Annotated in this window: 11 protein-coding genes; 6 read left to right on the top strand and 5 right to left on the bottom strand. The window is 58.8% G+C overall.

Going from position 1 to position 21,144, the window contains the following annotated elements; genetic code table 11:
- Positions 1-25 precede the first annotated feature (25 nt).
- Together BUS06_RS23240 and BUS06_RS23235 are read right to left on the bottom strand one after the other, a co-directional pair.
- Positions 26-1,558, bottom strand: coding sequence for a tyrosine-type recombinase/integrase (locus BUS06_RS23240; RefSeq protein WP_074266777.1), 1,533 nt, complete (start codon positions 1,556-1,558; stop codon positions 26-28).
- Between the two features lie 12 nt (positions 1,559-1,570).
- Complete coding sequence (locus BUS06_RS23235; protein WP_083611566.1) at positions 1,571-2,446, bottom strand: DNA-binding protein; 876 nt, start codon at positions 2,444-2,446, stop codon at positions 1,571-1,573.
- Positions 2,447-3,183: 737 nt separating this feature from the next.
- Between BUS06_RS23235 and BUS06_RS23230 the strand changes: the two genes are divergently transcribed.
- The 6 genes from BUS06_RS23230 (at position 3,184) to BUS06_RS23200 (ending at position 12,060) form a co-directional block, all read left to right on the top strand.
- Complete coding sequence (locus BUS06_RS23230; protein WP_074266775.1) at positions 3,184-3,939, top strand: hypothetical protein; 756 nt, start codon at positions 3,184-3,186, stop codon at positions 3,937-3,939.
- A 187-nt stretch (positions 3,940-4,126) separates the two neighbouring features.
- Complete coding sequence (locus BUS06_RS23225; RefSeq protein ID WP_074266774.1) at positions 4,127-4,939, top strand: heteromeric transposase endonuclease subunit TnsA; 813 nt, start codon at positions 4,127-4,129, stop codon at positions 4,937-4,939.
- Positions 4,940-4,956: 17 nt separating this feature from the next.
- Complete coding sequence (locus BUS06_RS23215) at positions 4,957-7,419, top strand: integrase catalytic domain-containing protein (RefSeq protein WP_083611565.1); 2,463 nt, start codon at positions 4,957-4,959, stop codon at positions 7,417-7,419.
- Positions 7,420-7,432: 13 nt separating this feature from the next.
- Positions 7,433-9,160, top strand: coding sequence for an AAA family ATPase (locus BUS06_RS23210; protein ID WP_083611564.1), 1,728 nt, complete (start codon positions 7,433-7,435; stop codon positions 9,158-9,160).
- 3 nt (positions 9,161-9,163) lie between these two features.
- Positions 9,164-10,537 carry a TnsD family Tn7-like transposition protein gene (locus tag BUS06_RS23205; RefSeq protein ID WP_074266770.1) on the top strand — a complete coding sequence of 458 codons (1,374 nt, stop codon included), beginning with the start codon at positions 9,164-9,166 and terminating at the stop codon, positions 10,535-10,537.
- Positions 10,538-10,725: 188 nt separating this feature from the next.
- Positions 10,726-12,060, top strand: coding sequence for a TnsD family Tn7-like transposition protein (locus BUS06_RS23200; protein WP_074266769.1), 1,335 nt, complete (start codon positions 10,726-10,728; stop codon positions 12,058-12,060).
- Positions 12,061-12,122: 62 nt separating this feature from the next.
- Here the strand turns inward: BUS06_RS23200 and BUS06_RS23195 are convergent, their stop codons facing one another.
- From BUS06_RS23195 to BUS06_RS23185, 3 genes are all read right to left on the bottom strand, one after another.
- Positions 12,123-16,685: an NACHT domain-containing protein gene (locus tag BUS06_RS23195; RefSeq protein WP_074266768.1), complete on the bottom strand. Its 4,563-nt coding sequence runs from the start codon at positions 16,683-16,685 to the stop codon at positions 12,123-12,125.
- Between the two features lie 618 nt (positions 16,686-17,303).
- Positions 17,304-17,534 (bottom strand): hypothetical protein, encoded by a 231-nt coding sequence (locus tag BUS06_RS23190; RefSeq protein ID WP_074266767.1) that lies wholly within the window; start codon positions 17,532-17,534, stop codon positions 17,304-17,306.
- Positions 17,535-17,559: 25 nt separating this feature from the next.
- The gene (locus BUS06_RS23185) at positions 17,560-20,496 is read right to left on the bottom strand and encodes a hypothetical protein (protein ID WP_438803565.1); all 2,937 of its coding nucleotides are present in this window, start codon (positions 20,494-20,496) and stop codon (positions 17,560-17,562) included.
- Between the last annotated feature and the right edge of the window lie 648 nt (positions 20,497-21,144).

Genomic DNA, 21,144 nt, shown 5'->3' with positions numbered 1-21,144 from the left:
GCGGTCGGCCGGCTGTTCAATCCTGCTAACGTGTGAGTGACGGATCTGTCTGCGGCGGAGCGTCTGAAGACGGTAGCGTAAAACTGCTCTGCATGATTTCGCGCAGCTCCGAGACGTTAGTGCGCGAATAGCCCGCTGTTGTTACCACCGACTCGTGGCCCAGGATAAGCTGCGCCATTGGCAGTGGCACCTTTTTATCGATCACCAGCCTCTTTCCTAAGGCATGTCGCAGCCAGTGGGGGGAGGCGCTTTCGAGAACCAGACGGGCAGCTGCATCGCTTGCGGGCATCGTTGAAGCCATCTCCTGAAACGCGGCCTTGACCTCCCGGTAGAGCCCCGATGCTCCAAGACTGCCGCGCTTTCCCTGGATCAGCGGGTTGGTCTCGCCCGATGCCGGTGTCGCCGTAAGCCCGCATGCAAGGCGATACTGTCTGAGGAACCGCGTGCAGATGTCGGGCAGCGGAATCGACCGCTTCTTCTGCCGCTTGCCTAGCACTGTCAATGTCCAGCCGCTCGCCTCCACCGTGAGGCGGGGGTAGCTGTCGTGCGTCGCGAGCTCATTAAGACGTACACCACAGTAGCGATAGATCGCCACAATTGCCGCGCGGCGCGCGACGTCAATCCGTTGGCCGGTATCGCTGATCCGTTCGAGCAGCCAGCGATCGACAGCCTGCACTGCAGCCTCGGGCAGGATGCGCTCCGGACGGAACGCTCCGCGGGCCGCCGCTGTATCGCCAAGTCTTGCGCACGCGTTCGCGCTCAGGTACCCGGTGAGAGACAGGAAGCCGAACACGCTCCGCAGGACCGCCATGGCGCGCCGCTGGCTTGCTTCGCCCTGTCCCCGTCCCTGTCCGCGTCCTGCTTCTGGCGATTGGGGTGAAGACCCGGCAAGCCATTGCCGATACTCGATCAGCGTTTCGCGCGTCAGGTCCGACAGGGGGCCGGGGACGCCGTTCGCCTTGCACCACCGGATCAGGCGGCCGATTTCCTCGGTATAGGCGCGATGAGTATGAGTCGAATGGCTGGCCCGCTCCTGCAGAAACCTGCGCACGGCGTCGCCGTCGTCAAGGGCGCCCAGGGAATTGGCCGAGGGGTTACGGTTGTAGTACCGTCCGCTTCCTGCCAGCCAGGGTTCGGCGTCAACTACGGGCGCCGCCGGTCGCATGTCTGGGCGGAGCGCCGCGGCGCCGGCCGCCTTCCTGCCGTGATGGCTCTCTACGGACAGATGGGCCGGGCGGAATCTGACCCGCAGCACGCGCAGCAGCCGCTCGACGACGACCTCGGCCCGCGGTGCCTGCTGCGACGGCAGCGTGCGGGTCTGGCCCATGTCCCAGAACTGGGTGGCGGTCCCGCCAGCGAGCAGTAGAGCGAAGATTTGAGGCTCGGCGATTTTTGCATCCCGCATGGAACCGTAGCGTTCAAGCAGGCTTGCCGGGCTCCACGTTCGATAGACGGGCCGGCCCAAGGAAGCGGACAGATACTCAACGGCGGCAGGGATGCCCTCCGGCAGGCGGCACGGCGGATCTGCCGACAGGTCCAGGTAGTCCGAGGGCCGCATCACGTCTTCCCGTTAGCCGGCAGGATGATCGCGCGTGCCGGCGGGCCGGCCGCCACCAGGGGCGGGAGTGGCGGCAGGGTCCCCGCGCGCCCGATCCAGCTGCTCGTACTTCGCGGTCATCTGCGCAAGCCGTTGGCGCAATGACTTCAGTTCCGGCTGCAAGGCAGCCTGCGCTGCTGCCAGCGCCCGGCGCTGCTCATCCGTCGCGTTCATCAGCTGACGTGCAAGACCCGCATATTCGCGCTGTACGGCCGCTTGCGCCTCGTCATATTGACGGCGCGCCTCGTCGTGGGCGCGGGTCACCTCAAGGAGTCTGGTTTCGGCGAGTCGCGCCCGGTTTTTCTCCTCGGCAAGCTGTCGCCGTGACTCGGCCAGTTCCGCCTCCTGCTGTCCGATCCGCATGTCCCGGTCACGCGCATGCCGTTGCCAGTCGTCGAGCTCGGTGCGCAGCATGGCTGTCAGTGCGGCCGAGTTGTCGCGTTCGGCGGCGGCGCGGGCAACCGCTTCCGCGGCGGCCGCCTGCGCATCAGTGAGCTCGCCCCGGGCCGCTTCGAGGGCCATCAGCCACAGCGCACGCATCGAGTCGGCGACCGGCTCGGGAAGCCCGGTCGCGGTGAAGCGTGCCGTGGACTGGCTGATTACCTCGGCCTCAATGGCGCGAATCTGGCGCCCGATCCACGCCGGATCGCCGCCGCCCAATTGCTCACGCACCCGGCGGGATGACACAAGCCGTCTGAACAGCAGGGGCGTGACGGGCACGCCCGTTCCCGCCGCATCCAGCAGCTGCTGGACAGCGTGGCGAACCGACTCGGGTGAATTCAGTGGCGCGCGTCCCATCAGCCGATTATGGCGCGAAAAATGGCCGCGGGCGCGATATCCAGATTTCATAGCGCGATGAGCGGGATTAGCTGCAAAACGCGAAGGGAAACGGATCGCGACGCTTGCTAAGTTTCATTATCGTGCCAATCGGGGCGCCAGAATGCGTCCCGCCGGAAGTCAGACTGCGGCCTCATCTCGTCCAGCCGGTTCAGTTCACGGCAGGCCAAAAACCACCACCGGCATATACAGAGAAGTCATATAAAAGAAACTTAAGACCCTGCGGCTGAAATGGTCTGAAGGATAGCGCCGTTGTACGATGACTCGCGCGATTCTGCATGTATCGATCTTGATATAGTTTGCAGTACAAAACATTGTCCTGTGGAGCGGAGCACTGGAAGGAGATGGCCAGATCGGACCTGGAAATGGCCTGTTTTTCAACGCCATCAGGTCGCCGTGAAAAATTATAAGTGTCTGTTATTCACGGTACGATCGCGGCCAGCACAAGCACGACGGTACCGAGGCGTCCAGCTTGACCCGGGACAGCCATGGACTACAGTTACCTGAAAAAGCTGTCGGGTACGCCGCCTCAAGCACACAGTCATGCGAGGCATTCGAACCAATAACTATGGACAACTTATGAAAAAGGATGGGGCGAGGGTGCGGCTCGGGATGAGGGTCGCGCCGCACCCTCGGGTTCAGAGCCCGGCGGGTTTCTGGCACTTCCGTATCAATGGGTGCAGATGCGTCGTTGGTGCTCGCCAACGCGGCCGCATCAGGCGCTACATTTTCACCAGGCAGGAGGACTCATGAAGCCAACCGAACGTATTGCCGGCAAAGGCGGCAAGCATGACAAACGGCATAAGAATGCCAAGCTCCGTAAGCAAGTCAAGCTTGATAAGCATGTAGGGCGGAACAAAAATGTGAACCGTGCTTCGCTCGCGTTCGCGCAGATTCAGCGCAGTCTGGGCGGCATGCACATTAACCATGCTTCGCTGCCGGCATCGGACCGACTTGAAGATCTGTTCATGGCTGGGGCGTCGCCGGTATCGGGCGTCGGAAAGCGGCTAGCAAAACCGCTGGACAATGGCCGCGACGTGTCCCGCGTTCCACCGTCGTCGTGGCGCACCAGTCTGGTCGGCAATCCGCTCATCAGGCCCATTCCGTGGCCGTATTCAGACGAAGGCGCACGCCCGACTGTGGGGCGCCGCTCAGGCGCGGCGAGGCGGGAATTCTGGACGCGTCTTGGCGATGAAATCTGGCGGATCGATGTCACATGGAAAACGGTGCTATCAGCAGGGTACCTTGCGGAAGATTGTGTCGTCATCGTGCATGACTGGTACACCCAGAAGCCGCTGTCGTCCGGACATATCTTTCCATGCAGGGCAGGTGCCGCGGTAGCATACCTAGAGCGCCTTTCCAAACGGAAGGGGGTGCCTCACACAGTCATCATGGACCATCAGCCGCAGCTGTCCCCCTCCGTCCAGCAGTGGGCCTTCGCCCGCGGCGTGATGGTCGTCATCTGCCAGCCGTCCAGATCATTGGGTGGTGGCCCGGTCCAGTAGTATTAAACGGTGGGCAGCCCACGTCCCGTGAAATTGGCGTGCTGTCCTTCCTGGCGCCGATGCGAGGGGCTTGGGTAATGCTTTGTGCTTTGCCCGAAGCGTTCGGCGTTGGACTGCGGCTATTGCAATGCATACGGCAAGGTGATGGTGTTGACAAGGGCACCCAACGGCCCAATGGAGCTTTGCCATGTTCGGTCAATCAATCCGCCAACGTGAGCGTCTTATCTGCCGCCAGGCATGCGCACAACTGCGGGGGATGGCATATTCACCGCCGCTTGTGGTGCGGGAACTGCCGAAGATGGGCCGAGTCCATCGCGTTGCATGCTGGCGTTTCGGTCAGCGTCAATTCCATCTTGCGGCCGACACCGAATACGCGACGTTCCTGCACGAATATTTTCGTGAGGGCGTGATGGATATCCGCGAGCGCGTCCCCGCCGAGCTAGACAGGACTGTTCTGATCGCTGCGCGTATGGGACTGAAGCATCCGGGCGGGTATGGCAATCCGAGGGTTTTGCTGACCGATCTCGTCGTGACGGTCGACGTGGAAGGACGCCTGGCGGACGAAGCTGTCAAGGTGCGGCGTTCCGTGTCTGATCCCGGGCCCGACACGGAAATTGAACTGGCCATATTGTCCCAGTACTGGGAAGAGCGAGGTGTGCGTCTATTCATCGTCCTCAGCCACGGTCTTAACAGTGTATGGGCCAGAAACCTGGCCTGGCTCTATCCAGCGCGGGAATACATTGAACGTGTTGGTGTGAGTGAGGCGGAGCGCCATGCGCAACGGATAGTGCTGGCTGAACTGGCGAGGTCGTGCCACATGTCAGCTGGCGACGCGTGCAGCGCGGCTACGCGAGAGCGCGGACTCGTACCGGGGGCATCGATGCGTGCCTTCCGGCAGCTACTTGCAACCGGTCAACTGTTGACCAACCTGCGTGCTCCCGCACTCTGGGATCAGTCGCCGTCGAGTTTCGTCGCCGTCCCACGCGAGACAGCAGCCTAAGCCATAGGGGGCCGCTTATGCCTGTCCGCGTAAAGTGCAATATTCCCTTTGCTGTGCGCACGCTATGGCGTGATGTAGACGACGACCGGATCCTTCGCGTCGTCTATTCCGGCGATGGACAGCCTTATACGTATCTTTGCCCGATCGAAGGTCACCTCCGTTTTATCAAACGCGACACGGCCGACCTGAGAAGAGTGACGGATCCCCGCTATCGGGGAGAGGGACGCTTCGTCCAGGTTCTCGAGGATCCGTTCAGTATGGTGGAGGCGACGGTCCGTCCGCTCGAGGGCCATAAGCGACAGTCGGCTGACAACTGGAAGCAGATATCCGCTCTGGTCAGGCCAACCGGTGACGACGCGCGCCCGCGTTACCGGCAACTTCTGAGCCGGACGAGCCGGCAAGGACTGATCGATGAAGCGTGTGCGAAATGGGGTGTCTGCGAGAATACGATTAGGGAAAAACTGCGACGCTATTTCCAGCGCGGTATGACGCGTGAGGCGGTGAGTAGTCACTATCCTGCGTCTGGCCGTCCACGCGGCGGAGATAACTTCCGCCCGACCGGTACCAGGCAGCGGGTGTATCGACAGTACAGCACGATGCCGGGACGACCACCGAAGAACGGTGTGCTGATCGTCCGGATGCTTCCCTCCGAAACCCTGACCCGGATTCTGTGGCAGGGGCTCGATCTGTACCTTACCAACAAGGAAGCCGAGTGGCTGGCTGAACTCGGCCCAGCCGACGTCGAAGCAGCCGTCGTGCTGGACGCAGATCATCCGGACGAGGACCCTGACACATCCGGTGCGACCACAGCCGGTGGCAGCAGGCTCGGTGCAGGCAGTGTCAAGCGCGTCGCTGAGGCGGGACGGGCACATATCGCAAAAACCAGTCGCAAGACGCGTCGCGGAAGGCGGTCCAGGCCGAGCTATCGGAACGTCGTCGATGTACTCAACCTGCGGACGCGTCGCAAGCGCGAAGTCCGTGACCGGGAGGGCCACCTCACCGAACTGGAGCTGAAAGACGAGAACGTCATTACGGTTCGGCAGTTCAGCTACTTTTGCCAGACCGAGCCCGGCGCTTATTTGGCTCGGGAGAGCCTGCGCATTGAGCAGGGTAGCGGAGCTCTGATGCCAAAACGCGGGCATGCCGCGCAGCATATCCAGGGACCGGGCGATGTCTATCTGCTCGATGCGACGGTTGCCGACGTCTATCTCGTCTCCATGCTGGACCGGAAAGTGGTGGTGGGACGACCGACCGTCTATCTGTGTGTTGATCTGTTTAGTCGGATGATCGTGGGATTCTGGGTCGGATTCGAGAAGGCGAGCTATGAGGCTGCGGCGCTTGCGTTAGAGAGCATCGTCACGCCCAAAGACCAGTTGTGCGCGCGTTATGGCTTCTTTATTTCGGCAGCTGACTGGCCCTGCGTCTACATGCCCACGGCATTTCATCTTGATCGTGGCGCCGAGTTCATGGCGACTGAGCCTTGGAACAGACTCGCCGCTTACGGGATGAGCGTCGAGAACAGCCGGCCCTACACACCCACGTGGCGTGCAGTGGTTGAGCGGCGCTTCGGCTGCCTGACGGTGATCTATCAGCGTCAGATGTTTGGTGTCGTTGAGCGGGACTGGCACACGCGGGGAGCCCGCCACTATCCGTGGGACGCCGTGCATACGCTTAGAAGTTTTATTCTGCAGCTACTCCGGGCGATCCATGTGTACCACCGTACGCCCATCTCCGACGACCAGCCTCCCCCAGAGATGGTCGGGGCGGGGCGCTCCGATACGCCGCTTAACCGGTGGAACTGGGGAATTGAGAACCGCTCGGGCTTGCTGACCAGTTACACGGTCGAAGAGATCCAGCTTGCAACATGGCACCAGGCAACCGGCTTGCTGACCGACCGCGGCGTTCGCTGGAATGGTGCCTATTTCGCCTCGCCAGCGGCCGAGCGCGCCTACCTTGAGTCGACTAACAGGAAGGACAGGCATGTCCCGATCCTTATCCAGCCAGGCGCCCTTCAGTGCATCTGGATCACGGCACAAGGATTCCAGCAGCGGGGAATATGGGCGCCCACCAACCGCGTGGCGCCAGTCGAGGACCTGTCCTGGGTCGAGTGGCAGGTCTACCGGGACCGCAATCATGAAAACAACCGGCTTGAACTCGCAGCAGGCGAGACCACCCGCATCATGCAGATGAACAATGCGCGTGTTGATGCGGCCGCCGAGAAAAAAATGCAGAAGGCTCTGCTAAGGGAGGCGGGTCTGAAGCACCCCGTTGACAGCAATATGAGGGACGCGCGCAAGCGGGAGCAGGTTGTCAACGCATCCATTGCGCGGAAGACGACGGCTGGCGCGCCAGCCGACACTGCACCGCCCCCCGTAGACAGTCAGCCTTCAGCACGGCCGAAACATCGCGGCTCGCTTCGTGACGAACTCGAAGCTGCCAGGCTCTCAAAGATCACGGATCACCCCCCACATCAGCATTGAATGGAGCGTCATCATGAATCCTCAAATTCGTTCATCTTCCCGTTCGTCCAACAACGCGGCGGCAAAGCCTTCGAGGTCAATGAACGCCCGCTCAAGATCTGGCTCAGACCGCCGTCGCCCTGAAGATGCAGTGCCGCTCCGGATTGTGGAGGATCCGATTTTGGCCCGCCAGCAACTGTTCGTCGAGGCGGAATACCACGATCCCGGCGATGAACTCGAGGAGTATCGCAACAATCCGCTGATCCTGGCGCTCCCTCCATTTACCGACGAGGGAAAGATCATGAAGGCCCTGTCGAGACACTTCTCGGTTGCGCATCCACCCGAGTGTCGCACGTGGTCCGACGAGCGCCGCATCATGGCGGTCGGCAGGATCGACCGGCTGCTTGTCATTCTACCGGTGCATAGCATGCTGCTGAACTGGATGCATAGCGCGTTCAGGACCCAGTATGCGCGCAGTGACCCGTCTCGTAATCTCCATGCGGACATCAATGCGGCCTATCGCAGGGTTCAATCCGGGGAACCGGGGGTCATCGCCGATCTTGTGGAAGATCATGCCGCCTGTCGCGCGCTGGTCGGACTCTCGGGGACTGGTAAGACGACGGCGGTGAAAATCATCCTCAGCTTGTTTCCACCCATCATCCAGCACAAGTCGTTTCGCGGCGTGGGCTGCCAGTTCAGGCAGCTCGTCTGGGTGTTCGTGACTGCGCCGGCCAACGGCAGCGTGATGACATTTCTGAGGGGCATCCTGCTGTCGATCGATCTGCATCTGGGTACGAGTTACCTGAATGAGATGAAAGCGAGATCCTATGTAGGCGACTACATTGCAAAGGTGATTATCGTGTTGACAAGATATTATACAGGATTGCTCATAATTGACGAATTTCAGAATGTGTTAAAAGCAGCTGCAAAGACGGAACTGATAGATATGCTGATCAACCTTCTAAACAGTCGGTGCTGTTCCGTTCTTCTGCTCGGAACCCCGGATGGAATGACACTACTGAGGACGCGATTGCGTCTGATGCGACGTGCGACATCGTACGGCTACGAAGAGCTGAAGCCGTTCGAAGCAGGAGAGACATGGAACAAGTTTGCCACAGAGCACCTTGAGCTGGACTTCCTGAAGAAGGGGCCTCCCTCCGGAAAGGTCAAAGTGGATTTGATCTCAACATTGCTGTCGGAGAGTGCGGGTATGCCCGCTCTTGCCAAGCAATCCGCTCGGGTCACGCAATACGAAGGGATCGTCTCGAAAAGAGAGGCACTCACCGTGGACCTGATGCAGTGCGCAACCCGCAACGCGCTTTCCCCTCTCGGTGGGATGATAGCTGCGCTCAAAAGCGGAAATCCCAAGTTGATGGCGAAATATGCGGACATGTGCGCTGAGGGCGCAGACCGGGCACACGAACATGCGCTGGCCGGTGTCAGAACGCGAGCCATCAATGACGGATGCGACGGAATCGATGCAGAAGTGTTCGCCGAGGCGATGTCATCGCTCGTCTACCTGCGCATCCCGGAAAATGACGCCGAAAAACTGGTATTGAAGGTCATGGCCGACTCACCGGGGCTGGCATCCGAGGCCGTGGTGAGGGACGCGCTGCGGGTGAGGGGCGCAGGTGCGGACCGCGACGGCCGGCCCGGAAAGTCGACGACCAAGCAGCGGGTGAACGGAGGCCAGGCTCTCAAAACTTCTCGGACCGTATCGGCGCGCGAAGGGGCGCACATTCATCCAGCTTCAGCGGGATGAAGCATGGCGACTGACCTGTTTCCCCGAGAGGATGACGAGCCGCTCTTCGGCGCGGTCGCACGCTATGCGCGTGAGATGCGCGTGGGGAACTGGAATCGGTTTCTGCATCAAATGTTCGGCTATCGGGCGCAGTTTTCGCCAGCACTGGCGTATAACCTCGGGTTTGTCGCGGAACAGGTGCGTGCTGTCTGGGGGATGTCTTCGCGCGAACTGATCGAATCCACCACGCTCTTTCCTTTCTACGCGACCTTCGCGACGCCGTCCGAGCTTGGCCGCCTGTATGCGGAGATCGAAACCCGCCGTGTAGGTACCTTGCCGACCTTCATGCTTAAGCTTATCCAGCAGGTCAAGATAGTTCGTTGCTGCGACGCCTGCGTTGACGAGGACCTGTCGCGAGGGCGTCCTCGGCACTGGCGACGGGTCCATCAGGTTCCGGGCGTTCTCGTGTGCCCGACACACAATTGCTGGCTGAGGGCGCTGCGATATGGATCGTGTTCGTCGACGCCGTGGCCTACGATCGAAGATGCACTCTCCTCAGGTGAAATTCTCGGCCTGTCGCTTACTGAGGAGCAGCGTTTCAACGTTCACCAGGTCGCACGGGCCGCGCAGTGGCTACTGGAGGCACGCAGGAGCGTCGACCCCGAGTCAATGCTCCGGTTCTGCTGGAAGGCTGCTCACAGCAGTGGATTCGCACATGGTCGAGACCAGCTTGCAGCGCGCAGTCTGACAAGCGCATTCGCTTCGTTCTATGGTCCGGAATACCTGCGCTTCGTGGGGCTTCTCCCGACCACCGCGCAGAACTGGATCATCGGCAGACTGAGGCGTTACCAGACGGCGACATGTGCGTTGCCTAATATTCTGCTCGGAATATTTGGAGCAGCATTGGGAACAGGCCATGAGCAGTCGTCGTGGCCATATTGCCCAAGCATGTTCGCTCCGCACGGACCCAATCATCGAGTAGAGATCCGGGAAGCGCATGAAGGCCGCCACTATGCCCGGTGCCGATGCGGCTTTTCGTTCACCTATAGTGAGGTCATGCAAGGCGTTCCGGCGGGTGTCGTCCCGACAGTTTATGGTCCCGATTATATTCGGGAAGCACAGCGACGCTATTTTTTCGGGCAATCCATAGCGGAGATCGCAAGGGATTTGAGGATCGCCGAGAGTACGGCTCGCAGGATGGCTCGCGTCTATTCTGCGGATGTGACGCCGAATCGTCACACGTCAGTACATGCGATGGTCGAAAAATGGCGCCAGACGATCGCGAGCGCGGGAAGTATTGGCATCGCGTCCCGTGCCGAACCGGGGCTCTGGAAAGCTCTGCGACGATATGCGCCGGAGGAGTTAGGCGGCGTTTCAACTGCTGACCGGGGGCTGTGATGTGATTCTGATGAGCAACCGTTGCGTTTTTAGCCACTACGCTCCGACGAACCTCCACAGCCTGGACCTCATTGGAATCAGTACCCGAAGCGGACTGCACGCTTGACGATTGGGTATCAGCGTCGTGAGATGACGCGCGGACGGGAAAGGCTAATTGCGTCAGCTCGCCCAAAGCTAGGGAGGCGAAAATGGCGGTCGATCTTGACCTACCTTACGAGGACGAGCCTCTCTTCGGGGTGATCGCTCGTTACCTCCACGACATGCGCGTGTCAGTTTTCACAGGAACGCTGCGAACGATCTTCGGATATTTCCCGTCGTTGCCCCTCGGTTTGGCGTATAGCCTTGAGCATGTGGCCATTGAGTGCCAGCACGTCTGGCCGTGGGACGCCGACGAGATAGCCGAACGGATGACGCTTTATCCCTATTACGCTTCCCTGCTCCCCGCAGAATCAGCGATCGACTGCATCAAACAGACGCGCGAGCGTGGCTCGCATCGATCTCAAAAAAAGGCGGGCCTACTTGGTGCGCTTCGCTACTGTGATGCGTGTCGCGCTTCCGACCTCGCCGAGGGACGGCCGCCCTACTGGCGTCGTGAGCACCTACTTCCTGGCGTGTTGATATGTCCCAGACATGCGCAATGGCTGGTTGAAGTTGACCACCAGGCTATTTGGAAGAAGCTACCGTGGCCAACGCCGGAGTCGGTCGTCGGCTTTGGTAAGGAGGTTAGGCTTGACCTGACTTCCTCGCAAAGCGAGGCTTGCTTACGCGTGGCCCAGATGTCGGCGTGGTTGCTTCATTCTCGGGTCTCCGTCGTCCCCGAGAATCTGGTAAATCACTTCAGGCAAAGCGCTCGCGCCGGCGGCTTCGCCCTCGGGTTTGGATCGATTCGCGGGCGGGACCTTAAGCACTCGCTCATGCAGCATTTCGGAGAATCCTTCCTGCAACATCTCGAAACGATGCCGCGAAGCGATCAGAGCTGGCTCTCGACGGCCCTGAGAAAAACACTACCGATTGGACGTGTCTATAGAACGGTTTTGCTCGCTGAGTTTCTCTCCAGTCTGCCTACCGAGGCTTGCGCCAATGCGTGGCCGTTCTGTCCCAACTTCCAGTCGATGCATGGTGCGTTTCATCCCGTATCCTTGCGACAGCGTTCGGTAAGAGGGTATTTGGCAAAGTGCAGTTGCGGGGCGGCTTTCACCTACAAAGGGGTCGTAAACGGAGTTCCGCAAAATGTGAAACCGACTAGGTACGGTTTTCTTGCCGAAGAGGTGAAAAGATTGCGGGACGCAGGGCGGACCAGGCTTGCGATCGCGACCGAGCTAGAAATCGCGCCAGGCACGGTGACACGGCTTTGTAAGCAAGACGATCCGCCCGGGAATGGCGTGCTGTCAACGGAAGCGAAAAACGCGATGATTGAAGAATGGCAGCAACTTAAGAAAGCTTTGGGCTCAGCAAAAGCGGTAAGTGCTGTCAATCAGACGTTGTATGTCGGGATACGACGCTACGCTCGAGAGTATCTGTAGATACATTCTGCGCATCCCGCCTATGTGGAGGTGAGATCTCAAGGCGGCCACTTCGTCGCCTTTCATGCCCGTTCAGCGTCCTTGAGCCAGTTATATAGCGTATTCCCAGCGAACTGAAGCAGGACGTCCTGAACCGCGACGACGCGATGCAGGAAATCACCTCCATCAGAGTCTTCCCGTTCCTCTGCTTCCTGAAACAGAGCGCTGAAAATTGATGGTGCAAAGAATAGCGTTGCTTCCTCGGACCATTGCGACCCGTTGAGCATTATCTCGATAGCCGATAGTGTCTGGTCCGGCGCATCAACTGCATTTGCTTCCAGCCATTGAAGGAAAGACGTGGGTGCTGCCCGTTGCACCTGGTCGATCCGACTTCTGAACGCAAACACAGTTCGCAGCAGTGGTTCAGGAACATGATGGATACCCGATTCTGCTGCGAACAACCGATGGTCGACCTCGCTGGCTACATTCATTGAAGGCGGGGCATGCAGCAACACCCACTCAAGCATGTCAAAACAAGCTGCCTGATGCTCGTTAAGTCCGGCGTTGGTGGCAAATACGCGAGAGGTACCGATCCATGCCGATTCCTCCTCGACGCCCTCAAGGGAGGCCTTAATATCAGTCGTCGAAATGTGTCCGGAAAGGGTCGCCAGACATGCAATATGCGCCCACGACTCGAGTGCTCGCGCCTGATACAAGCGCACGAGATAAGGGGATACTCTCTCAAAATCCAGATGATAGGCAGAATAGAGGCACGGTTCGGCCTCAGACCATGTCGCCACATCAGCACCGTCGGTAGCCTTCGCGAAGAGGCGCCAGCCCAAAGCAGGGTTGGTCTGCTGCAAGCGCGGAAGATAGCGAAGTATGGAAAAACGAACTCCGCCATTAGCGTCGCCGGCGAGGCGCTGGAGAGTTGTATCGAGCAATGAGGGAATAAGCTTTCCTTTTGCTTCCCATCGCACTGCAGCTATCGTTGCAGCTTGGGCAGCAACGCCTCTCGTAGAGTTTGATGCCGTTATCGCCAGCTCATTTCCCTCTGACTCCGGGTCCGGGGACAGGGAAACACCAACCAAATGAAACGTGAATCTCCCGAGTTCAACGTCGTCTTCGATGACATGTGAAGATGCCTCAAGCACCTCGGCGGCAGCCCGAGTCCCAGTCCACGAAGCAGGATGGCGGTCGAGTTCGTCCAGCGCAAGCTTCACCACAAGAGTTAGGGGCGGTTCCTCTTCCGCCTTCCACTCGCCAGTGCTCACGACGCTACCAGAGCGGTAACCGAGATGCCGAGCGATGCCGGTAAGGATGCTTCTGCCAAATCGATCGTCAATCTTTGACCAGTGTTCGGTGAGCAACGACAGGAAGCGTACCGGATATCTAGAGGCAGCCTCTGACAATTGCGCGGCGACAGCGTCCGGTCCTCCTGCAGGCAGAAAGTTTTCTCGACAATGGCCCGGACTGTATTGGCGCAAGAGACGAACGACGTCGGGTGGCGAGAGCTCGACGAAGCGTCTGTATTCAAAAGGTGGCGACACCCAACCGCCACTTCTCTCTATCCGCGGTTCGCGCTCGGAATCGCCATACTGGTTGCGTAACTGATCTAGGTAGATGCTGGCTGCGGGTGACCTAAGGCAGCAGGGTATCCAGTCCAGGAAGTCTCGTCGTTTTCTCGGAATCCAATCGGGTATGGTTCCGCTTTCTTGATAATATCCCTCAAAAAGCGTCATTATCTGGTCAAGCACACTATCCGTGACTTCTGGTCCCAAGAGATGAAATGAAGAATTGAGCAATCGACCCATCTCATAGTCGCCTCCGTATTCAAGCATAGTTTGATCGCGCAGAACGCCCGCTATACTTACGATATTCGTTTCCGGTGCTTTTGTGATTGCCCGGATTGCAATATAGCGCAGGCCACCATCGACGCTGTGCAAGAGCATGTTCACATTCTCACGCCACCAAGGGGTGTCGGTCGCTGCGTGACTCAGGCATGCGGACTCGATTGCGCCGAGAAGCACTGTTCCGCCATCGATATGCCTCATGTCATATCTGGCATGTGACTGCGAATACGATGTCTCGTGAAGGAATCCGATCCGAAATCCCGATCTATCGTTGAATTCGAGCTCCCGCCGGGTCCAGCAGTCGATACTTTCAATAGCGAGGTTGAGCAGGGCCTCTGACGACCTCATGCGTTCCTCTAGAAACGTCCGATTAGGACCAAGACGATCTGGTCCGCATCGGAGTTTTGAACCGATCCTGCGGTAATGCACGTCTTCCGAGGTAATGTCTCCAGTGATAAATCGCCAAAGGAGCTCATCACCCTTGCCAGTTGCACCGACCCAGGTGGCAAGACTATGGCCGAGCGGGATTCTGATGGTCGAGGCCGACTCGATCAACGCACTTAGGACGTTTTCTAGGTGGGGCGCTGTCCAGTCGCTCCAACGATGCATCGAGCCGGAAATGATGCCGGCAGCCTCATCACGCGTCAGCCAGTTGAATTGCAACAGTTCAAGAAAGATTTGCAGAACATCGCGCGAAGAGGTGGAAACCCAAGCGTCAAGATGACGGGTGAAGAGGAACACTCCTTCGACGTTCTTCTTCGCGACTAGGGTTGACCACCAGTGCTGCCTGAAGAAGTCGAACCATTCAACTGCACGAGTTGCGAAAAAGAAGAACTGAAAGATTTTGGGATGCCGGGAGTCCAGATGTGATATGAGGCGCCAGTCGTCGTCCGTCGGTATGACCTCAGCAAACGACTCTGCTACGAGTCGCTTCAGATGAAAAGCGATGTCCTCAGCATCAATGATCGCTCGAACCTGTGATCGAAAAGTCGCTGGGTCTGTCGAGCGCAAATAAAACAGAAAGCTGCGGATTGTGGGACGCAGAAAGGGGGTCGCCGCATGAGCCCGCACAAATCCGATCAGTGAGCTGCCCGACCTGATTGCCGCGCGCACCGCTAGCACATCAAGCAAGGTCTGATGTCCAAACTCAATAGATCGAGAGGAGTTTTCAACGATGATCTCACTGCTTAGTAACGACGCTTTCATCTGTTGAGGAATGTTGGCACTGGCGGGCGCAATAGACAATCGGCGTCGCGTCAACATCTGTTGCCCCAACGCTTCCAGCAGTATCAAGGCTGGTTCTCCGAGTGCCGGAACTTCTGAGACGCAAGTCTCGAGATACTGCTCGGTAAGTTCCTGCGCTGTGGATACGACGGGAATCCGTCCGCGACTAACTAGGTCTCCAAAGATTGCGAGCATGCGCGGGTTGGTCAAGATGACCGGAAGTCGGTCTCCGAGGTCGTCCGCATTGACGTTCCATTCTTCTAGAAGCGGAACGACCTCAGTCCGCCAATCGAGCGGTCCTACGGATATCGTCATATCCCACTGACGATGTCCGAGGCGGCGATCATATTTCAGGTCGAAGTTTCGACATGCGACAATCACAGTGACATTCGGGATTGTCGGCAACCGGTCGACGAGCGTGAGGAAGTAGTTGAGACATGAGTGTTCTCGTGCTAGCGACAGCACATCGATCGAATCCAGGACAACCACAACAGGCCTGTATTCAGCCATACGGGCTACCGAGTCGAGAACGCTGGCAGGCAGCCCCAAGGCGCAACGCTCCCCGTCGCTGAATGCATTGGCAAATTCTCGACCTTGGACGAAGATAACAGATCGGTAGCTTTGCTTCTCGAGCTCGTCGACGAGATTGAGCAGCAGGCAGGTCTTTCCTGCCCCTGGGCTGTCTGATACCAAGACTCGTTTTACGCCATTGCCGATGTGTTCCAGAAGCGTTTGGAGCGATGTACGCGGTATTCGTTGAGAACCGATATCCCTGCGCCACGCTCTGCCCACTGCAGAGACGCGCTTGAACTCGTTTAGAAGATCGGCCTCTGCCCGAGGGGGCGTATGCACGGCTCCCGCCTTAACGATAAGTTGTAAGAGTGCGTCTCTGGTCAGAACCGGCTTCGACGTAATTGTGGCGGCGTCGAAAGTCGTCCGACTTTTAAGGCGATTCAAGTGAGCGATTAACGCGTCGTAAACATTTTCGGTCCCGGTGACGTGCATCCTCAGGTCACGTAGGATCTGGTCCGCGAGAACTGCCTGCGATGAAGTCCCTTCGAAGGATATGCGTCGAAGGAGGTCGAAGAGAGTGCGATTGCCAGTGTCGATCCATTCTGACCAGAGAGTGGTGAGCGTGTTGGCAACCGTCGCCAAAGACTTGTTGGTCGAGAGACTTTTCTGAAACGCCTCGCTGTCCGAAAACGCGATCGAATGTTCCCGCAGCTTTTGAATCTGACCGAACGGTACGGTCGAGTAAAAAACTACCGTCCCTCGGGGGTCACGCGTCAGTTGGTTTGCCGCCTTTTTTAGGTCGTCAGCAAGGTCCGAAACTTTCCAAGAGTCGAAGTCTGTTTGATTTTTCTTGCACTGACAGTAAGTCTTCGTTCTTTCACGGAATGTGACCACAACATCGTCAACTGTGACGAACTCGCCGGAGACGTCCAGCTCGGTCGAGTCAATGCCGACGCTTTCAATATCCATGCCGGACAGCATCCGTACTGCCCATTGGGCTGCGATCAAAATCTCATAGCTATCGCCGCGGCTGGAGCGAACACTTGCCAGGCTCATCGGACACCTCGGGTCTCTCTCGTTATTGGATGCAGCGCACGTTACTGTATTCTCATCGTACCGACATCGGTTGTTCTCAAAGTATCGCATGACAAAAGATTGCGTCGACGGCTAAAGTTAGAGCCTCTGGGCGAAATCGAAGATGTGTTTGTTTTTCGCGTGCAATTGCTGGCGGTCAACCGCGAGGACAAGGGCGTCGGAGACATATTTTCAGCGGTCAGCGTTGCTTTGGGATGCTGTTCAGTACTCCCGGACAAGTCTTTCCCTGAGATCATTCGGCCGGTTGCTAAATCGGCTGCCGAACAGATATCCAGTTCGAAAGTACGTTGACTGATTTCGCCGATCATCAAACGAACGTGAAGCCGTTTATCGATCCTCCTTGTCCATTCGCCACCCACGCTGAATCAGGCAAGCCGGCAAATCTGCCGTAACCTTTCGTGCTGGGCAATCTTTCAAGACTCACAGGCGGCGGGACAGTCACAGCGGGCGCTGCGGAAACTCTTCACGATTCGTCTTGAAGTTTTCCGAGTTTCTTCAAGCGCGAGCGGACTGCTCCGCGAGTGCGTTCGTGGAGGCGGGCAAGCTCATTGATCGGCGTGCCGGAATCGTATGCCTTGGTTAGCCGCTCGTCCTCGGCGTCGGACCATGATTTACCGGCCTGCGGCAGGTCGGGTGCGAGCCTGCACACCGGGTTCCATCCGGAGAGGCAAGCGCGTTGCTCGCGAGCAGCAATGCGCGCACGACGCGGACGTCGGACAGCGGCCCGTCCTCGGGCAGGATTTCGCCCGTTGTCGGCGCAATGCCGCGTGCGAGCAGATCGATCACCTCTTTGGCTTCAACTGGATTCATGAGTTTGCGTTACGTTAAAGTTACGTTAAAGAGTGCGCGTGTCCGTTGCGTCGGGCCTGCGGGATACCTCTCCGGCTGAGTGTACGGCGGTCTCGCACGAGGGCGACCAAAGCACGTAGAGTATGTGGACTGGCGCGCGGCCATGTTCATAACCATAGAAAGGCGCATCGGAAGGCAGTCTCACCACCCGCGCTTGGTGGAGCTGCTGTGGCGAGTCGCCATCGGGTGCCGAATGGTCCGCTTTCTCCTCGTTGCATCGCCGCGCAATGACTGCGACGATTTCATTGCGGTTTGAAAGCAGGTGCTGACCGGTATTGGTCGGTATGGCAAACGCGGCGAAACGGTTGTCTTTCGCGATTTGCTCGCCCACCGAAAAAAACGCGCGGACGACCGAGTCTGGATCGTGGCCGGAATCTTCGCCTACGAGCGTATTGATGGCGCGCATGACGAGTGTGGGGCGCACTGGGTCGATCGCCGCGACACGCTCGACGTAAAGCATGGCCATCGCCGCAAGGCGTTTTCTGGCTAGATCAAAGACAAGCAGATGCGACTGCCGGCGCTCCTGCCACATGCGCTCATTGTCATCGCTGCAAAGCTTGGTCGCAACCTTCGAGTAGTAGGCTGCGCCGTACTTCGAGACGACTGCGCGATACATATCGCCGCCCGCAGCGACAGCCCCACCCGTAAATACATCCAACTGGCGATGAATCCACCGGCCGTACAGTTCACGCACGCGATTTGCCGTTCGTTCGAACGCTACCACAAGGCCGTCTGAATCGGGCTCTTGCGAGGTTGCGTCGACAAGGCGCCGGGCAAGCGTGGCTGCGCCGAATTCGCCGAGCTGCGCCTTGAGTGCCCCAACACCTTGGGGAAGGGTGTCTCCCAGCTCGACTTCGAAGAAGTTCGAGATGTGCGTGGCGGCCTCGTGGCGCCGTTCGGGATCGTGCGTCTCCAGGCCAAATGCCTCGATTTCAATACTGAGGGCTTCAGTCATCGACTCGGGCAACACACCTAGCAGTACCCCCAGATGGCGGTGCAGCGTCTGGGGACTCGCTGCACGTTGATTCTCACGCATCTGCCTGGGCGACAGACCTTCTGACGCGAGTCCGACGTCTATGCCGATCATCTGGCGGAAACGCCGCCCATAATCGAACGCCTCGCGCAAGGCGACAACGCCTTGACTGTCAATCTGGCGCTTCCCCTTTATCTCGATGCGTTGGCGAGCGAAGTGCATTGTGTACGGCCGCAATGTCAGCCCGGCAAGATGTGTCTCAAGCGCCACCACCTTGCTCCAATACGTGTCTTGAGGCTCGAAGTCGATGCCGTAGACGGCCGAGATCGCATCGGCCTGCAGCTCGGAAATATCCGCTGTGTTCGGTCCGCGCCCATCTAATAGAGCCTTCACTTCGCTAGTAAACGTCGCAAGCCCCTGTTCATACGCGCGCGCATCATGCCACGCGGCGCGAATGAGGCTGGCCGCCACAAATCCGCCTGTTGCCTCCAGTTGATGCCGCAAGTGCGGCAGCGCTCGTTCTTCAAGAAGCGGTTCGAGCTCCGCGACCCGCGCCCAGTAGACCTCGAATGCCATCTTGTCGGCTCCGACGGCCGGTCTTCCCACGATGGCCTCGCTTTCGTTCCGACGCGCTTTCCAGAACGCCCTCCAGTTGCGGTTCACGTGGATGAAATCGCCGCGTGCGGCAGCGTCCTCGAGCAGGATCTGCGTTACGGGCTCTCGCCATTCATAGTTATCTACCTGCTCGATGCCACGTGCGCTTCGGCGCCAGGTACGAAGTGCTTCAACAGTTGCATGCCCGCGCCCTTCGATGGCCCATGCCAGCACGTTCTTCGCGATGCGTGCGAAGGGCCGGATCTGCTGAAACGCTCCGCGATCAGTTACCTGGAACGCCTCCGTGAGGTACTCGAGAGAATCGAGGTATTTTTCACCAACCGCGATCACCCATTTGGCGGCGGCTTGCGGATCAGGTGGGGCATCGCGCAGGCGCCGGTAGAGCGCCAGAAGTCGACCGACTTTCGAAGTTTGTAGCCACGATTTGTAGACTTCCTCAAATGCGAGCACGCCCACAGTGGTGCCGAAGCCGTGTTGCGCAAGCGTCGCAAGGAACTGCTGGAGCTCATCCTCAGAGCGGTGCACCGCATAGCTGCGACAGTGCGCCAGTTGCTCAATGCGCAACGCATGCGGCTCCGCCAGTAGTAGTGCAATGACGCGCGCCGGCTGGGCGCGGCGGTCGCATAGGGTTAGCAGAAAGGATTGCGTCTGCGCGAGATCCTCGAATTTGCTGCCAGGCACCTGGACTGCACGTATGACCGCGGCATCGGGCAGCGTATCGCATCGGAGAAACTCGTCAAACAGAGCGATGTGGTGAACCTCACGTGCACCTACGACGTCGATGACGAAGTCCCAGTTACGAGCGCTAGGTGCAAGCCAAAGTGTTTGTTCGAGCGCTTTGAATATCTGTGCGCCGTCGCCGTAGCCGCGCGCAGCGAGCGCGCTCAACGATTGGTTCAGATCTTCCGGCGCACACGAATTCCAGAAATCGAGTAACCGAAGAATGCTTCTGCGTGGGGCACCGAGCTCGAGCAGGCGCGCAATCGAGCGCTTCGCCTGCCGATGTACACCCGGCGTGGCCGAAATGTGCTCCCGCTCACTGCGCCATTGCTCGAGCCAGGTGAGTTCTTCCACGGTCCGGATCACTTCGAGCTCGATGAGGACCGCTAGCTTTTCGGCCGGGAAACCTCGCGATGCATCCGCAAATGAGGTTAGCGCGTCCGCCGAGCGCAGTCCCAGTCGCCATGCGTTGCGTACGGTCGTCTCGTTTATCCAGCCGACTTCTATAAGCCCCTTCGCCGAGTCGGGCAGCGTAAAGTGGCGCAGGAAAAAATCGAGAGCCTCATCGAAGTGGGGCTGGTCCCGCCACGAAGGGCGAGCGTAGGCCGCAAACACCAACCGCCGGCCCTCTGGCGTGCCAATCGGTCGCAGACGTGCGGCAACTCGGCGCCACCAGGCGAGAGGTGCCAGTGCCCTGAGCAGCCCGTATCCGGTACGCGTCCCGCGCGTGCGTTCGGGTAACGCATTATCCGGAACGCGCAACGCGCGTCTGGCACAGGCCGCATCCTCAGTTGCTTCATCTATTGCGTCGTCGGTGAGCGTCTCGAGCACGTCGAGCGCCTGATCTCGAAATGCTTGAATCACGTGCCGCCCGTAAGCGAGACCGAGCGGCCGGCGAGCCCAGCAACCATGTATGTAGGAGGTCTTGGCCCAAGCCTTTTCGATCCGACGTTGAACTGCCTCGGACGCAATGAGCCGTGCACGAAATGCACGATATGCCTGTCGCGTCATCGGTAGATCGCTATACAAGGCGACTGGCATGGGGGCAGCGACAGAATTGGACATTCGGTCAGTCTCGGGGCAGAAGTATGGTCATGATGGTTTTGACGACTGCATCTGGGACTGGACCGTGTTAAGCACGAATCTTTCTCATAAGTGTCAGGGTTATATAGATTTACAGACTCATTCCTAAACATCTCAGTCGGTGCTTGTTTCCGGATACTAACATTGGCCCTGACCTCCTGACCGCGAGTACCAGAAAGG

This window comes from Paraburkholderia phenazinium (assembly GCF_900141745.1).
GTDB lineage: Bacteria > Pseudomonadota > Gammaproteobacteria > Burkholderiales > Burkholderiaceae > Paraburkholderia > Paraburkholderia phenazinium_B.
Note: the sequence above shows the minus strand (reverse complement) of the source record. Positions and strands in the feature narration are given on the sequence as shown.

Bases quoted from the DNA above. Each gene is read 5' to 3' on its own strand.
- BUS06_RS23215 (WP_083611565.1), top strand. From the start codon at position 4,957: ATGCCTGTCCGCGTAAAGTGCAATATTCCCTTTGCTGTGCGCACGCTA.
- BUS06_RS23200 (WP_074266769.1), top strand. From the start codon at position 10,726: ATGGCGGTCGATCTTGACCTACCTTACGAGGACGAGCCTCTCTTCGGG.
- BUS06_RS23230 (WP_074266775.1), top strand. From the start codon at position 3,184: ATGAAGCCAACCGAACGTATTGCCGGCAAAGGCGGCAAGCATGACAAA.
- BUS06_RS23210 (WP_083611564.1), top strand. From the start codon at position 7,433: ATGAATCCTCAAATTCGTTCATCTTCCCGTTCGTCCAACAACGCGGCG.
- BUS06_RS23235 (WP_083611566.1), bottom strand. From the start codon at position 2,446: ATGAAATCTGGATATCGCGCCCGCGGCCATTTTTCGCGCCATAATCGG.
- BUS06_RS23190 (WP_074266767.1), bottom strand. From the start codon at position 17,534: ATGAATCCAGTTGAAGCCAAAGAGGTGATCGATCTGCTCGCACGCGGC.
- BUS06_RS23195 (WP_074266768.1), bottom strand. From the start codon at position 16,685: ATGAGCCTGGCAAGTGTTCGCTCCAGCCGCGGCGATAGCTATGAGATT.
- BUS06_RS23225 (WP_074266774.1), top strand. From the start codon at position 4,127: ATGTTCGGTCAATCAATCCGCCAACGTGAGCGTCTTATCTGCCGCCAG.
- BUS06_RS23205 (WP_074266770.1), top strand. From the start codon at position 9,164: ATGGCGACTGACCTGTTTCCCCGAGAGGATGACGAGCCGCTCTTCGGC.
- BUS06_RS23240 (WP_074266777.1), bottom strand. From the start codon at position 1,558: ATGCGGCCCTCGGACTACCTGGACCTGTCGGCAGATCCGCCGTGCCGC.